This window comes from Arthrobacter sp. TJ-266 (assembly GCF_058269115.1).
In genome coordinates this window covers 678,487-694,192 of sequence record NZ_JBZCNC010000001.1, presented here as the reverse complement: position 1 = coordinate 694,192, position 15,706 = coordinate 678,487, and the positions used below count along the sequence as shown (strand labels likewise).

General features: G+C 70.8%; 11 protein-coding genes. 1 reads left to right on the top strand and 10 read right to left on the bottom strand.

Features of this window, described 5'->3' with window-relative positions:
* Positions 1–2: 2 nt before the first annotated feature.
* Positions 3–1,397: a family 4 glycosyl hydrolase gene (locus AC4D12_RS03555; RefSeq protein ID WP_490948439.1), complete on the top strand. Its 1,395-nt coding sequence runs from the start codon at positions 3–5 to the stop codon at positions 1,395–1,397.
* Here the strand turns inward: AC4D12_RS03555 and AC4D12_RS03550 are convergent.
* The 10 genes from AC4D12_RS03550 to glmS form a co-directional block, all read right to left on the bottom strand.
* Positions 1,352–2,137: an HpcH/HpaI aldolase family protein gene (locus AC4D12_RS03550; RefSeq protein WP_490948437.1), complete on the bottom strand. Its 786-nt coding sequence runs from the start codon at positions 2,135–2,137 to the stop codon at positions 1,352–1,354. The two genes, AC4D12_RS03555 and AC4D12_RS03550, sit on opposite strands and share 46 nt — an antisense overlap.
* Positions 2,134–2,688, bottom strand: a complete 555-nt coding sequence (locus AC4D12_RS03545; RefSeq protein WP_490948435.1) for a GNAT family N-acetyltransferase — start codon at positions 2,686–2,688, stop codon at positions 2,134–2,136. The genes AC4D12_RS03550 and AC4D12_RS03545 overlap by 4 nt, the downstream gene beginning before the upstream one ends.
* On the bottom strand, positions 2,688–3,734 hold the full coding sequence (mgrA, locus tag AC4D12_RS03540; protein WP_490948433.1) for an L-glyceraldehyde 3-phosphate reductase: 1,047 nt from the start codon (positions 3,732–3,734) through the stop codon (positions 2,688–2,690). Before mgrA ends, AC4D12_RS03545 begins: the two co-directional genes overlap by 1 nt.
* 85 nt (positions 3,735–3,819) lie before the next feature.
* On the bottom strand, positions 3,820–4,995 hold the full coding sequence (locus AC4D12_RS03535) for a GGDEF domain-containing protein (protein ID WP_490948431.1): 1,176 nt from the start codon (positions 4,993–4,995) through the stop codon (positions 3,820–3,822).
* Positions 4,996–5,168: 173 nt separating this feature from the next.
* A complete protein-coding gene (gene treZ, locus AC4D12_RS03530; protein WP_490948429.1) occupies positions 5,169–6,923 on the bottom strand; it encodes a malto-oligosyltrehalose trehalohydrolase in 1,755 nt (584 codons plus the stop codon).
* The gene (treY, locus tag AC4D12_RS03525) at positions 6,920–9,232 is read right to left on the bottom strand and encodes a malto-oligosyltrehalose synthase (RefSeq protein WP_490948427.1); all 2,313 of its coding nucleotides are present in this window, start codon (positions 9,230–9,232) and stop codon (positions 6,920–6,922) included. The genes treZ and treY overlap by 4 nt, the downstream gene beginning before the upstream one ends.
* A gap of 141 nt (positions 9,233–9,373) precedes the next feature.
* Positions 9,374–11,560, bottom strand: coding sequence for a glycogen debranching protein GlgX (gene glgX / locus AC4D12_RS03520; RefSeq protein WP_490948425.1), 2,187 nt, complete (start codon positions 11,558–11,560; stop codon positions 9,374–9,376).
* A 160-nt stretch (positions 11,561–11,720) separates the two neighbouring features.
* Entirely contained in the window at positions 11,721–13,280 is a 1,560-nt protein-coding gene (locus AC4D12_RS03515; protein WP_490948423.1) for an NAD(P)H-hydrate epimerase, read from the bottom strand.
* A 44-nt stretch (positions 13,281–13,324) separates the two neighbouring features.
* A complete protein-coding gene (locus tag AC4D12_RS03510) occupies positions 13,325–13,696 on the bottom strand; it encodes a holo-ACP synthase (protein WP_490948421.1) in 372 nt (123 codons plus the stop codon).
* A 30-nt stretch (positions 13,697–13,726) separates the two neighbouring features.
* Positions 13,727–15,667 carry a glutamine--fructose-6-phosphate transaminase (isomerizing) gene (glmS, locus tag AC4D12_RS03505; protein ID WP_490948419.1) on the bottom strand — a complete coding sequence of 647 codons (1,941 nt, stop codon included), beginning with the start codon at positions 15,665–15,667 and terminating at the stop codon, positions 13,727–13,729.
* Positions 15,668–15,706 lie beyond the last annotated feature (39 nt).

The window sequence follows — 15,706 nt, the reverse complement described above, 5'->3', positions numbered from 1 at the left end:
GTATGTCGGGTGGCAGGAGCGGCACGGGCGGCGGAGGTGGCACGGGCGGCGGGGCGACGCTCGTGGTCGTGGGTGGCGGCGGGTTCCGCGTGCCGCTCGTGTACCGCGCACTCTCCGACGGCCCGTTCGCCGGGCTCGTGTCCGACGTCGTGCTCGTCGACTCCGAGCCGGACCGGGCGCGCGCCATGGCCCGCGTCCTGGCCGATGCACCGCCCGCGGCGGAAGGCACCTCCGTGCCGTCCGTGCGGGTGGCCGACCGGATGGAGGACGCACTCCCGGGCGCGGACGTGGTCTTCGCGGCCGTGCGGAGCGGTGGTGCGGAGGGTCGTATCCTCGACGAACGCGTGGCCCTTACCGCAGGTCTCCTCGGACAGGAGACCGTGGGAGCCGGCGGCATCTCCTACGCCCTGCGGTCCATCCCCGACATGATGCGTCTCGCCACGGCCATGCAGCAGCTCGCACCCGAGGCCTGGCTCGTCAACTTCACCAACCCGGCCGGCATGGTCACCGAGGCGGTGGCGGCGGTGCTCGGGGACCGGGTGGTCGGGATCTGCGACTCGGCGTCGGGCCTCGTGACCCGCGCCGCACGCGCCGCCGGCGTGGACCTCCGCGGATCACTCAGCGGAGTGGACTACATCGGCCTCAATCACCTCGGCTGGCTGCGCGGCCTCGACGACGACGGCAGCCTGCCGGCCCTGCTCGCCGCCCCGCAGCGCCTCGGCACCTTCGAGGAGGGGCGGCTCTTCGGGCCGGAGCTCCTCCGCACGCTCGGCGCCCTGCCCAACGAGTACCTGTTCTACTACTACTTCCACCGCGAGGCGCTCCTGGCCATCCGCGGCGCCGACCGCACGCGCGGGGAGATCCTCCGGGACCAGCAGCTGGACCTGTACCCGAGGCTCCTCGCCGCCGACCGCCCGTTCGGCGTCTGGGAGGACGCGCGGCGGGAGCGGGAATCCGGCTACCTCGCCGAGGCCCGCTCCGCCGAGGAGGAACGGGACGAGGCGGATCTCGCCGGAGGCGGCTACGAACGCGTGGCCCTGCAGGTCATGCGTGCCCTGCTCACGGGCCGGCGCGCCGAGCTGATCCTCAATGTGCGGAACGGCTCCACGCTGCCCGGCCTACCCGCTGACGGCATCATCGAGATCCCCGCCGTCGTCGATGCTACCGGCGCCCACGCACTGCCCGCCGCTCCGCCCACGCCCCACCAGCTCGGCCTGATGGCCGCCGTCAAGGGCGTCGAACAGGACACCATCCGTGCTGCCGTGCACGGCGATCGGGACGCCGCGCTGCGCGCCTTCGCGCTGCACCCGCTCGTGGACTCGTTCCAGGCGGCCCGGCGCGTCCTCGCGGCCTACGAGGAGGCGTTCCCCGCACTGCGGGCGTCCTGGTCGGGCTGAGACAGCGCCAAGCGGAGCGAGGCGACCCCGAGGTGCAGGAGCGCCGTGTCCGTGGTGGACGCGATCCAGGTGAAGCCGGCCGCGGCCAGCAGTGCGGCGCGCTCCGGCGTCCCGGCGTAGGCACCAGCCCTGATCCCGGCGGCCTTGCAGGCCCGGACGATCCGCGGCAGCGGTGCGTCGTCCGCCCCGGCTCCGAGGAGGTCGTCCACGTCGAGCCCGAGCGCGAGCGAGAGGTCGAAGGGGCCCACGAAGATCATGTCGATCCCGGGGACGGCGGCGATGAGCTCGACGGCGTCCAGCGCCTCCGCGGTCTCGATCATCACCGAGCACAGCGGCACGGGGTGGTCCCCGGCGTCGGTGCCGGGCGCGTGGGCGGCGACGCTGCCGTGGAGGGGACCCCAGCTCCGGGAGCCGAGCGGCGGGTAGTACGCCGCCGCCACCGCCGCCTCGGCGTCGGTCACGCTGCTCACGAGGGGTACGACGACGCCGTCCGCCCCGGCGTCGAGGGCCCTGCCGATCAGGACGGGCGTGTTCGAGGCGACGCGCGCCAGGACGGGCGCGCCGTCTGCGGAGCGGCGGTCGAGGGCATCGCGGAGTGCGCGGTCGTCGACGTGCCCGTGCTGCTGGTCGAGGCACACCCAGCCGAGGCCGGAGGCCATCAGCTCGCGCGTGAGACGGGGTTCGCCGAGTGTCACCCAGGCGCCGAGGAGCGTGCTGCGGTCGGGGTGCTCGGGGGTCATGGCCGGTCCTTGCGCTGTGGGTCCTGATCGGGAGGTTCCGCCGCCGGGAGGAAGCGGTGCATGATGTGCAGGCCCACGGGACCCGCTGTGGGGTGGCGGAAGCCCTCGGGCACGGTGCCGATGATGCTGAAGCCGAGCGAGGTCCACAGCCGCACCGCGCGGGTGTTGGTGGCGACCACGGCGTTGAACTGCATGGCCCGGTAGCCCGCCGCCGCTGCTTCGTCGATGACGTGCTCGGCGAGCGCCCTGCCCACACCGCGGCCCGCGGCCTCCGCGGCGACGAGGAAGGAGGCGTTCGCCACGTGGGATCCGTTGCCGCCGCGGTTCGCGTGGAGCTGGGCGGTCCCGAGGACGGCGCCCTTCGCGTCGTCGACCACGACGAGGACGACGAGCGTCGGGTCGGCGGGAGCCTCCGGGAGCCACTCCCGCCGGGCGGCGGGCTCGTCCATCGCCGGGTCCCAGCAGTAGGTCTCTCCCGCACGGAGCACGGGCTCCATGATGCTCCAGAGGGCGGGCCAGTCCTCAGCGCCCGCCCTCCGGAAGGCGAGCATCAGGCCTCGAGGGCCTTCGCCCAGAGGTTGATGTCCGATTCCGTGGCGAACTCGTCGATGGCGTGCAGTTCCTCGGAGGTGAAGTCCAGGTTCTGCACCGCGGCGAGGCTGTCCTCCAGCTGCCGCACGCTCGAGGCGCCGATCAGGGCCGACGTGATGGGCGTGCCCTTGACCTGCGGGCGGAGGATCCATGCGATCGCCATCTGCGCGAGGCTCTGGCCGCGGCCCTCCGCGATGGCGTTGAGGCCGCGCACGCGCCGCAGGTTGTCCTCCGAGAGGTGGTCCTCGGACAGGGACTTGTGGGCCGCCGCGCGTGAGTCCGCCGGGATGCCGTCGAGGTAGCGGCTCGTCAGCAGCCCCTGTGCGAGCGGGGAGAACGCGATGGACCCCGCGCCGGTCTGCTCGAGCGCCTCGGGCAGGTTCGGCGTGCCGTTCTCCACCCAGCGGTTCAGCATCGAGTACGAGGGCTGGTGGATGAGCAGCGGCGTGCCGAGGTCCCTGAGGATGGCAGCGGCCTCCAGGGTGCGCTCGGGCGAGTAGGAGGAGATCCCCGCATACAGGGCGCGTCCCGAGCGGACCGCCGTGTCGAGAGCACCCATGGTCTCCTCGAGCGGGGTCTCCGGGTCCGGCCGGTGGCTGTAGAAGATGTCCACGTAGTCCAGGCCCATGCGGTCGAGGGACTGGTCGAGGCTTGCGAGCAGGTACTTGCGTGAGCCGAAGTTGCCGTAGGGCCCGGGCCACATGTCGTAGCCGGCCTTGCTGGAGATCACGAGCTCGTCGCGGAACGGGCGGAAGTCGTCCTCCAGATGCCGCCCGAAGTTCGTCTCGGCGCTGCCGTAGGGAGGGCCGTAGTTGTTGGCGAGGTCGAAGTGGGTGACGCCGAGGTCGAATGCCCTGCGCAGGATGGCCCGCTGCGTCTCGAAGGGCTTGTCGTCGCCGAAGTTGTGCCACAGGCCGAGGGACACCGCGGGTAGCCGCAGCCCGCTGCTCCCCACGCGTCGGTACGGCATCTTCTCATAGCGGTCTTCTGCGGGGTGGAAAGTCATCTCCTCATCCTAGGCGAGCTGCAGGGCCGCCGACGGGGTGGCCCCCGGAGCGTCCCTGCGGCTGAGCACCGGCCGCTGCCGGTGCTCAGGCGACGTCGGAGCGGCGATTCGTCGGCGGGCGCAGCGCCCGCACGGAGCGGTTCCGCCCGCTCGCCTTCGCGGCGTACAGCGCAGCATCCGCGGCGGCGATGGCAGCGTCGAGGTCGTATCCGTTGGCCTCGAGGGACGCGACCCCATAGCTCACGGTGGGCATCTCGCGCACCTCCTCGGTACTCCGGCTCCTCATCGCGATGCTCACGTTCCGGGCGATGTCCTCGCTCCGACTCACGGTGGCGCCCGGCAGCAGGAAGATGAACTCCTCACCGCCGTAGCGGCCCACGAGGTCCGTGGCACGCACCGTCTCGAGGCACGCATCCGCGAAGGCACGCAGTACGGCGTCGCCCGCGAGGTGTCCGTGGGTGTCGTTGATGGTCTTGAAGAAGTCGAGGTCCGCCAGGATGAGTGTGCCGGAGCGCTCGGCCCGGGCGAGGCGGTCGGCCTGCACCTGCGCCAGTCCCATGAAACCGTCCCTGTTCAGCAGACCCGTCATCGAGTCGGTGTCCGCGCGGGTCCGAAGGGCGGTGGTGACCTGCTCGGCGCTCAGAGCGGCCGCGCTGAAGGACACCACGACCAGCAGCAGCATGGTCACGAGCGTGGTGATCTCGGAGCCGAAGTAGGTGCGGAAGACGAACCCCTCCGGCCCATCCGCCACGAAGGTGATGCAGCGGGCCAGGTAGAGCACGGAGACGAATCCGGAGGCCACGGCGAGGGGCGCCTGGACGCGGCTGTAGCTGGACGGCAGTCGCCAGAGTTCCCAGGAGGCGAGACCGATGGACAGTGACATCAGACCGAGGAACACCGGACCGCCGGACCAGGTGTTCGTCGCCGGCGAGTCGAGCGCGGAGGCCACCAGCGTCACGGCAGGAGCCGCCGTCAGCTGGAACCACGAGAGCCGCCGCGCACGCAGGCTGCGGGCGCCGGCCCAGACGCTGACCGTCCCCGCGACCAGCAGCATGTTGGAAACGGGGTTGGCCCACACCTGGTGCTCCGTCCCGTCCAGCAGGAAACCGCACGTACCCACCGAGAACAGGGCGATCGCCGCGCTCCACCAGCCGCTGTAGGCGGAGCGGGTCTGACGGTAGGAGACCATCGAGAACAGCACGAAGAGCGTCATGGCGATGGCGCCGAACGCCACGCGCAGCGTCGTGATGTCCAGGCTCATGCTCGTGTCCCCGCTCGGTCGCTGCAGGGTCCCCGCTCCGTCACACGACGGCCGGAGGACCCGCCTCCCCCGCCGGGAAGCCGTTCCGCCCAGTATGGTGCAGCCCTCGGACACTTTCGCCCGAGCCGTCCGAGTCCTGCGGCAATGCTTGCAGTCTTCTGCCCCAGCGGCTCCTAGGAGGCGGCGAGATCGAGCACGAGTGCCGCGTGCGGCGGCAGCTGCGCCGTGTCGGCGAGCAGCCCCACGCCGTCGACCGTGGTGAGCAGGACCTCCGCGTCGGTACCGCGGAGGGGCACCGTCGCCATGGTCTGCCCCAGGTTCAGGACGACGGCGGTGGTGCCGCGGTGGAGGACGATCCACCGGGCGTCCTCGTCGAACTCGACGGAGACGGTGCCGAAGGCGGGGTCGCGCAGCTCAGGGCGGTCCCGCCGCAGCCGGATGAGGTCGCGGTAGGTGGCGAGCAGGGCGGCGTGGTGGCCCCGGCCCACCTCGTCCCAGTCGAGTTTGGCGGACGCGAAGGTCTCCGGGTCCTGGGGGTTCGGTACGTCCTCGGGCCGCCAGCCCATGCGCTCGAACTCACGGAGCCTGCCCTCCGCCGTCGCACTGCCCAGCTCGGGCTCGGGGTGGGAGGTGAAGAACGGCCACGGTGTGGAGGCACCGAACTCCTCACCCATGAACAGCATGGGTGTGAAGGGGCCGAGGATGGTGAGCACCGCCGCCTGGGCGAGCTGCGCCGGGGACAGCGTGGCGCTGGTGCGGTCGCCGGCTGCCCGGTTCCCGATCTGGTCGTGGTTCTGCGCCGCGACCACCAGCTGGAGGGGTGAGACCCGCGCGGGGTCGATCTCGCGGCCGTGGCTGCGCTCCCGGAAGGAGGAGTAGGTGCCGTTGTGGAAGAACCCCTTCTCCAGGACCTTCGCGAGCGCGCCCACGGAGTCGAAGTCCAGGTAGTAGCCCTCCGTCTCTCGCGTGAGGTTGACGTGCACCGCGTGGTGGAAGTCGTCGCTCCACTGGCCCGCGAGGCCGTACCCACCGGCGTCCCTCGACTCGATGAGGCGTGGGTTGTTGAGGTCGGATTCCGCGATGAGGAACAGCGGCTTGCCGAGGTCGGCGGCGCACTCGTCCGTCCGCGCGGCGAACTCCTCCAGGATGTGCACGGCGCGTTCGTCGTGCAGCGCGTGCACGGCGTCCAGCCGGAGACCGTCCACGTGATAATCCCGGAACCACATCAGGATGTTGTCCACCACGTAGCGGCGCACCTCGTCGGACTCCGGGCCGTCGAGGTTGAGGGAGTCGCCCCAGGTGTTGGCCTTCCCCTCCGTGAGGTACGGGCCGAACTGGCCGAGGTAGTTGCCGCTCGGGCCGAGGTGGTTGTGCACCACGTCCTGGATCACGCCGAGGCCCTTCCGGTGCGCGGCGTCGACGAAGCGCTGGTACGCCTCCGGCCCTCCGTAGGTCTCCTGCACCGCGTACCAGAGCACGCCGTCGTACCCCCAGTTGTGTGTGCCGTTGAAGGCGTTGACGGGCAGCAGCTCCACGTACTGCACGCCGAGGTCCACGAGGTGGTCGAGCTTGCCGATCGCCGCGTCGAGCGTGCCCTCGGGGGTGAACGTACCGAGGTGCATCTCGTAGATGACCCCGCCGTCCAGCCCCGGCGACTGCCACCCGGCGTCCTGCCAGGTGTGGGCTCCCGGGTCGAAGGTGCGCGAAAGCGCGTGCACCCCCTCGGGCTGGCGGCGCGAGCGCGGATCCGGCACGGGGGTGTCCGCACCGTTCACGAGATATCCGTAGGAGACGTCGGAGGACGACGGCGGCGCGTCCGCGGGGTGCCACCACCCGCCCTCGCCCTGCTCCATCGGGTAGTGCTCGCCGTCGGCCACGAGGGTCAGGGTCTCGGCGCGGGGGGCCCAGACGTCGAAGATGGATGTCATGCTGCGTCCTCCTGGACGAGTAGTGCTGCCGGGTAGGTGGAGAAGATGTCCGCCACGCGGACGGTGCCGCCGGTGAAGCGCGCGCCGGTGAGCGCGCAGGTGTAGGCGCCGGCGGGAAGCTCGACGGCGGCGTCCCCCCAGCCGTGCTGCGCCACCCCGTGCGGCAGGCGCGTGATCAGCGTGACGGCACCGCCGCGGTCGAACCCGAAGACGTGGTTGGCGTGATCTCCCGACGCCGCGACGGCGGTGTACCCGGTGAAGAGTTCCGGGCGGTCACGCCGGAGGGTCAGCGCCCTGGTGACCACCAGCAGCTTCGCGTGGGCGTCCGCGCCGAGCTGCGGCCGGGCACCGAAGCTGAGGTCCGTCAGCACCTGGCGGCGGGCGTCGTAGTCCACCTCGCGCCGGTTGTCGGGGTCCACGAGGGAGGTGTCCCAGAACTCGGTGCCCTGGTACACGTCCGGCACGCCCGGCATGGTGAGCTGCAGGAGCTTCAGACCGATCGAGTTGGACCAGCCGGCGTCCTGGATGCGCTCCACGAGGGCAGCGATCAGGGAGGCGACCCCGGCGTCGTCGAACGCGGCGTCGACGGCGGCGTGCATCCCGCGCTCGAACTCGTCGTCCGGGGCGGTCCAGTGGGTACTGAGGTCCGCCTCACGGGAGGCCTTCTCCGCATAGGCGTGCGCCCGCTCACGGCTGATGGGCCAAGCGCCGATCAGCGACTGCCAGAGCAGCGGCGCGAAGGTGGGGTCCTTGATGGGTGCGAGTTCCTCGAGCTGCGCGAGGAGCCCGGTCCACTCCTCGGGGATCTCCGAGAGCACCGAGATACGCGATCGCGTGTCCTCGCTGCGCTTGGTGTCGTGCGTGCTGAGGGTCGTCATGGCCAGGGGGGCCTCCGCCTGGCGCTCGAGCAGCCGGCGGTGCAGCTCGAGGGGCTCCACCGAGAAGATGGACGGATCGGCGCCCACCTCGCTGAGGGAGACGAGCCTCGAGTACCGGTAGAACGCGGTGTCCTCCACGCCCTTGGCCATGACCATGCCGGAGGTCTGCTGGAAGCGGCGCGGCAGTTCGGTCAGCTCCCCGGACCCACCGTCGCGGAACGGGTCGAGCAGGGGGTGCAGCGTCGCGATCGTGTCAGCGAGGTCGGGGCGGCGCACCTGTGCGTCCCGCACCGCCTCCTCGAGGTACTCGGCGCCACCGGGCAGGTAGCTCCGGTACACCGGGAAGCACGTGAGCAGTTCGGCGATCGCGTCCGCTGCCGCCTCGGCGTCGAGCCCGGCCTCGGCGGGTACCAGCCGTGCGAGCCGCAGCACCTCGGAGCGGAGGATGCCGTCGGTGATGGCGCGCTTGGTCCCATGGATCATCTCGTGGAACGGCTCGACGGGCACCGAGGCGGTCAGGACGTGCTCACCCGTGGAATCGGTGAACAGGCGGTCGATGTCCGCGAGCGCGTCGTAGCCCGTGGTTCCCGCCGTCGCCCAGTCGGTGGGCAGCTTCTCCCCCGGTTCCACGATCTTCTCCACGAGCACGTACGCGCTGTTCGTCAGCGTGCGGAGATCCTCGAGGTACCCCTTGGGATCGGCGAGGCCGTCCGGGTGGTCGATGCGCAGGCCGTCCACCAGCCCTTCGTCGAACCACCGCTTCACCTCGGCGTGGCTCTCCTCGAACACCCAGGGCACCTCGACGCGCAGCCCTGCGAGGGTGTTGACGCCGAAGAAACGTCGGTAGTTCAGCTCGGCGTCCGCGCGGCGCCAGTTGACCAGCTCGTAGTGCTGGCGGTCGTGCACCTCCGCTCCGGTGTCGCCGGGATGAGCGGTGCCCTCGGCGATCGGGAAGCGGTTGTCGTAGTAGCGCAGTTCGCCGTCAACGACGGCGAGCTGGTCGAGTTCGTCGTCGCCGTCACCGAGGACGGGCACGCGGATCCGGCCGCCGTTGGCGTCCCAGTCGACGTCGAACGCCTCCGCCATCCGTGAGGAGCGCCCCTCCGCGAGGAGCTGCCACCACCAGGCGTTGTCGGCCGGCGTCTCGATCCCCATGTGGTTCGGGACGATGTCCACGAGCACGCCCATCCCCACCGCCCGCGCGGCCTCGCTGAGTGCGGCGAGCCCCTCGGGCCCTCCGCGGTCGGGGTCGACCGTGGTGGGGTCGGTGACGTCGTAGCCGTGCCCGGAGCCCTTCTCCGCCGTGAGGATCGGGGACAGGTACACCCAGTCCACCCCGAGATCGTGCAGGTACGGCACCAGGGCCGCGGCCCTGTGCAGATCGAACTCGCTCCGGATCTGCAGCCGGTAGGTGGATGTGGGTGTCAGCACGGTGGGTCCTCCTGGACGGGCAGGTCGGGTGATGGGGCGGATCGGGCAGGTCGGGCGGGTTCATCGGGATAAACGCGTCGGGCGGGTTCGCCCGGGGTGCACCGTCCGGGGCCGCAGGGGCCCCGGACGATGCAGGTGCGGCTAGGCCGTCCCGGTCTTGCTGGTGACCTCGTTGGCGAGGATCGCCAGGGACGCCGCGACCGAGTGGTCGAGGTCCTCGACCTCGGAGTGCGCCCGGAGTACCACCATCGACTTCGCCTCGACCTTCACCACGGCACCGGCGGGGATCGCCTCACTGTCGGCGTACTTGCCGGCGGTGTCGATCACCTCGTCCCACGACGGCCCGTACTCGTCGGACGGCACCGTGAAGTCGACCGCCTCGTCATGCGCGTTGAAGTACATGAGGAAGTTGGCGTCGACGATCCGCTGGCCGCGGGCGTCGCGTCCCTGGATGCCCTGGCCGTTGAGGAACACGCCGATCGAGCGGCCGAATCCGCTGTCCCAGTCCTCGGGGGCCATGAGTTCGCCGGAGGTGTCCAGCCACACGATGTCCGGCAGCGCCTCGCCCTCGCCGCGCCGCACGGGGCGGCCGTCGAAGAACCGACGACGGCGGAAGGTGGGGTGCTCGGAGCGCAGCCGGTTCACGGCGGACGTGAACTCGAGCAGCGGCTGGTCCATCTTGTCCCAGTGCACCCAGCTGATCTCGGAGTCCTGGCAGTAGGTGTTGTTGTTGCCGTCCTGCGTGCGGCCCAGCTCGTCGCCGTGCAGCAGCATCGGCACGCCCTGCGAGAGCAGGAGGGTGGCGATGAAGTTGCGTTGCTGCCGGACACGGATCGCGAGCACCTCGGGATCGTCCGTGGGACCTTCGACCCCGCCGTTCCAGGAGCGGTTGTGTGACTCGCCGTCGTTGTTGTCCTCGCCGTTGGCTTCGTTGTGCTTCTCGTTGTAGGACACGAGGTCGCGCAGCGTGAAGCCGTCGTGGGCGGTGACGAAGTTGATCGACGCGACGGGGCGGCGTGCGGAGTGCTCGTAGAGGTCCGCCGAGCCGGTGAGGCGTGAGGCGAACTCGCCGATGCTGGAGTGCTCCCCGCGCCAGAAGTCGCGGACGGTGTCGCGGTACTTGCCGTTCCACTCCGTCCACTGCGGCGGGAAGTTGCCCACCTGGTAGCCGCCGGGTCCCACGTCCCACGGCTCGGCGATGAGCTTCACCTGCGAGACGATCGGGTCCTGCTGCACGAGTTCGAAGAACGCCGAGAGGCGGTCCACCTCGTAGAACTCGCGGGCCAGGGCCGAGGCGAGGTCGAAGCGGAAACCGTCCACGTGCATCTCGGTGACCCAGTAGCGCAGCGAGTCCATGAGCAGCTGCAGGGAGTGCGGGTTGCCGACGTTCAGCGAGTTGCCCGTGCCCGTGGTGTCCATGTAGTACTGCTTGTCGTCCTCCACGAGCCGGTAGTAGGACGCGTTGTCGATCCCGCGCATCGAGAGCGTGGGGCCCATGTGGTTGCCCTCGGCCGTGTGGTTGTACACGACGTCGAGGATGACCTCGATGCCCGCGAGGTGCAGCTCGCGGACCATCGCCTTGAACTCCTGGACCTGCTCGCCCTGGTCACCGGAGGAGTTGTACTTGTTGTGCGGCGCGAAGAAGCCGATGGTGTTGTAGCCCCAGTAGTTCGAGAGGCCTTTCTCCTGCAGCGTGCTGTCGTTGACGAACTGGTGCACGGGCATGAGCTCGATCGCGGTGACACCGAGCTTCTGCAGGTGCGCGATCACGGACGGGTGCGCCACGCCGGCGTAGGTGCCGCGCTGCTCCTCGGGGATGTCCGGGTGCAGCTGCGTGAGTCCCTTGACGTGGGCCTCGTAGATGACCGACTGGTGGTAGGGCGTCCGCGGCATGCGGTCGCCGTCCCAGTTGAAGAACGGATTGACCACGACGCCGAGCATCATGTGGGGCGCGGAGTCCTCGTTGTTGACCAAGTGCTCGTCGCCGAAGGTGTAGCCGAACAGCGCCTGGTCCCAGTCGAGGTCACCTGAGATGGCCTTCGCGTACGGGTCCAGGAGGAGCTTGTTCGGGTTGCACCGGTGACCTTCGGCCGGGTTGTTCGGGCCGTGCACGCGGAAGCCGTACTTCTGGCCCGGGCTCACGTGCGGCAGGTAGCCGTGCCACACGTAGCCGTCCACTTCCCTGAGCTCCACGCACGTCTCGACGCCGTCCTCGTCGAAGAGGCAGAGGACAACGGAGTCGGCTATCTCGCTGTAGAGGGCGAAATTGGTTCCTGTGCCGTCATAGGTGGCTCCCAGGGGGTAAGCATCGCCGGGCCATAGTTCCATCAGTTCTCCTTGGTGTCTTCTCCCGTGACCGCTCGGCGGTCGCGGGTCGTGCTCGCGGATCGTGCTCGCGGGTGCGGCGGTCCTGCTGACCGCTCTCCTGCTCCATACATAGCGCATCGAAGCGTCCGCCGTGTAGACGGGTGTCGGGCGCCGGTAGAGCTCACATGACGGCTGCCAGTCGCCGCTCCTCGATCAGCTCGCCGAGCACGGCCCCGATGTCCCCCGGCAGGTCGGAGCTCACCAGGGGTCCACGCGCCGCCGCCCGGCGCCCCGCGCTCCCGTGGATCAGCGCGCCCGCTGCCGCGACGGCTGCCCACAGGTCCTCCTGGGCGACGCCGAGGCGTCCGGCGGCGTCGCCGTCCTCCGCGAGGGTGGCGGCGAGCGCGCCGAGCACTCCGGCGAGGCTGTCGCCCGAGCCTGCCGTCGAGAGCCACGGCGTGCCGTCCGCCTGCACGAAGAGCGCGCCGGAGGGCGAGGCGACGGTGGTCGTGAAGCCCTTGAGCAGCACCGTGGCGCCGGTCAGGTCCGCGGCACGGAGCGCGAAGCGGGCGGGTTCGGCCTCGATCTGCGCGCGTTCGACGGCGACACCGTAGGCGGCCAGCACCTCGCGCAGCTCACCGGCGTGCGGCGTGAGGACGACGTGCGGTTCCAGGCGGCCGCTCAGGTCCGCGAGCGCGCCGGCATCGACGACGACGGGCAGCCCCGAGACGAGGGCGTCCTTGGCGCGGTCGCGCTGGTCGCCGTCGTCCACCGCGCCGGGGCCCACGAGCCATGCCTGCACCCGGGCGTCGGCGACGTTCCCTGTGGACGCCACCACTTCCGGGCAGCGCTGGTGGACGAGGGCGGCCACGGCCTCGGGTCCGAGGTACCGCACCATGCCGACGCCGGTGGCCAGGGCCGCGGAGACCGCGAGGGCGGCGGCTCCCGGGTAGCGGGCGGACCCGGCGGCGATCCCGAGGACACCGCGGGAGTACTTGTGGTCGTGCGTGCCGGGCAGGCGCAGCAGGCGCGCGACGTCGGCCGGGAGCAGACTCCTGACCGCGGCCGTGAAGGCACCGAGGTCGAGCCCGATGTCGACGACGTTCAGCTCGCCCGCCGCCACGGCACCGTCGCCGAGGAGGAGCCCGGGCTTCGCCGCGCCGAACGTGACCGTGGCATCCGCGGCGAGCACGGGGCCCTCGACGAAGCCGCTGTCCACGTCGATACCGCTGGGTACGTCGCAGGCGACCACGAGGGTGCTCCGGCGACCTCGGGGCCCTGCGGCGGTGGTGATGGCCTCGACGAGCGCAGCCGCGGCGCCCCGGAGTCCGCCGCTCGCGCCGGTGCCGAGGATGCCGTCGATCACGACGTCGGAGGTGGCCGCGTGTGCTGCGAGGAGCGCCACGCCGGCGTCCTCGAGGCGGACCGTTCTGCCGCCGGCCCTCGTGAAGACGGCGAGGGCGTCGGTGTGCACGCGGTCGGACGTGAGGATCGCCGTGGCCGCGGCTCCCCGGCCGAGCAGCCGCGCGCCGGCGTAGAGAGCGTCGGCACCGTTGTTCCCGCTGCCCACCAGCACCACGGCGGTGGCGCCGTAGGTGCCGTGACCGGCGTCACGCAGGAGTCCGAGGACCACGCCGAACAGCCCGTGGGCCGCGGCCTGCATGAGGGCATCGCCTCGGCCGGCGGCGATGAGGGGTGCCTCCGCAGCGCGGACGTCACCCCCGGAATAAGCGTGGAGCATAGGTCCGAGCTTAGCGGCACGCCGGACGATGATCAGTACGGTTACTATTCTTGACCGTCGCCGAGCCCGCCCTCGGCCACCACCATGGCCGTGGCGAGTCCGCCGTCATGGCTGATGGAGAGGTGCCACCGCTCCACGCCGCGCGCCGCCGCCGCGTCCGCGACCGTTCCCGTGACGACCACGGAGGGCGCGCCGGCGTCGTCGACCTCGATGGTGCAGTGCTGCCAGTTCATGCCCGCCGGCGCTCCGAGGGCCTTCGCCACGGCCTCCTTCGCCGCGAAACGCGCGGCGAGGGAACGGGTGGCGAGCGGCCGCTCGACCGGCACGAACAGCCGTTCGAGGAGCGCCGGTGTCCGTTCCAACTGCTGGCGGAAGCGGGCGATGTCCACCACGTCCACGCCGATCCCCACGATCACGGGCGTAGCCGCTCCCGCCGGACGGGCGTCCTACTCAACCGTGACCGACTTCGCGAGGTTGCGCGGCTGGTCCACGTCGTAGCCCTTGGCGCTGGCGAGGGCCAGGGCGAAGATCTGCAGCGGAACCGTGGTGAGCAGCGGCGCGAGGAGCGTCGGGGACGCCGGGACGTAGAACACGTGCTCGGAGTAGGCCTCGACGGAGGTATCGCCCTCCTCCGCGATGACGATCGTGACGGCCCCGCGCGCGCGGATCTCCTGCACGTTGGAGACCACCTTCGCGTGCAGGGAGTCCCGCGCCTTCGGGGACGGCATGACGACGACCACCGGCTGGCCCTCCTCGATCAGGGCGATGGGACCGTGCTTGAGCTCTCCCGCCGCGAAACCCTCGGCGTGGATGTAGGCCAGCTCCTTGAGCTTGAGCGCGCCCTCCATGGCCACGGGGAACCCCACGTGGCGGCCCAGGAACAGCACGGACTTCGCGTTCGACATGTCGGCGCCGAGCTGCTTGATCGTGTCGGCGTCGTCGAGGATCGCCTGGATCTTCGCGGGGATCTCGGAGAGGTCGGCGAGCACGTCGGCGATCTCGTCGCGGTACTTGTTGCCGCGGAGCTGCGCGAGGTACAGGCCCAGCAGGTAGGCGGCGGTGATCTGCGCGAGGAACGCCTTGGTCGAGGCCACGGCGATCTCGGGCCCTGCATGCGTGTAGAGGACGGCGTCGGACTCGCGCGGGATGGTGGAGCCGTTGGTGTTGCAGATCGCCACGACCTTCGCGCCCTGCTCGCGGGCGTAGCGCACGGCCATGAGGGTGTCCATCGTCTCGCCCGACTGCGAGATGGCGACCACGAGGGTCTTCTCGTTCACGATCGGGTCGCGGTAGCGGAACTCGTGCGAGAGCTCGATCTCCGTGGGGATGCGGCACCAGTGCTCGATCGCGTACTTGGCGACCTGCCCGGCGTAGGCCGACGTACCGCAGGCGAGCACCACGATCTTGTCCACCGAGCGCAGGATCGACTCGTCGATGCGCAGCTCGTCGAGCACGAGGTTCCCCGAGACGTCGGAACGGCCCAGGAGGGTCTGGCCCACGGCGTCGGGCTGGTCGTGGATCTCCTTCTCCATGAAGGAGTCGAAGCCGCCCTTCTCGGCGGCCGCGGCGTCCCAGCTCACGTGGAACTCGGTGCCCTGGGCCGGTGCGCCGAAGAAGTCGGTGATGACGACCTCCTCGGGCGTGATGGTGACGATCTGGTCCTGACCGAGCTCCACAGCGCGGCGGGTGAAGTCGATGAAGCCGGAGACGTCCGAACCGAGGAAGTTCTCGCCGTCGCCCAGGCCCACGACGAGAGGCGAGTTGCGGCGGCCCGCGACGACGACGCCCGGCTGGTCCTGGTGGATGGCGAGGAGGGTGAACGCACCCTCGAGGCGCTGGCAGGCCTGCTGAAGGGCCAGCGTCAGGAGGTCTCCCTCGGCGCCGCTGTCCACGAGCCCGCGGTAGATGTAGCCGACGAGGCCGGCGGCCACCTCGGTGTCGGTGTCGGAGACGAAGGTGAGCCCCTCACCCGTGAGTTCGGCCTTCAGCTCGGCGTAGTTCTCGATGATGCCGTTGTGGATCAGCGCGAGGCGACCGTCGTCGGCGAGGTGCGGGTGCGCGTTCTGGTCCGTCGGCCCGCCGTGGGTGGCCCACCGCGTGTGACCGATGCCCGTCAGCGAGCGCGGCAGCGGCGAGGCCGCAAGTTCGCCCACCAGGTTGGTGAGCTTCCCGGCCTTCTTCCGCGACTCGATGCCCGCGGGGGTGATCACCGCGACGCCCGCGGAGTCGTACCCGCGGTACTCGAGGCGCCGGAGTCCCTCCATCACGACGTCGAGCGCACCGTGCTGCGCGTCCTGGGGCTCCTGCTCGTAGGCGGGGCCCACGGCGTCGAGCGTTGATGTTCCCTGGCCGCGATCCCGGCCCACATATCCGACGATTCCACACATGGGCCCAAGCGTACCGGCGGCCACGTTTGTTAATGCGCA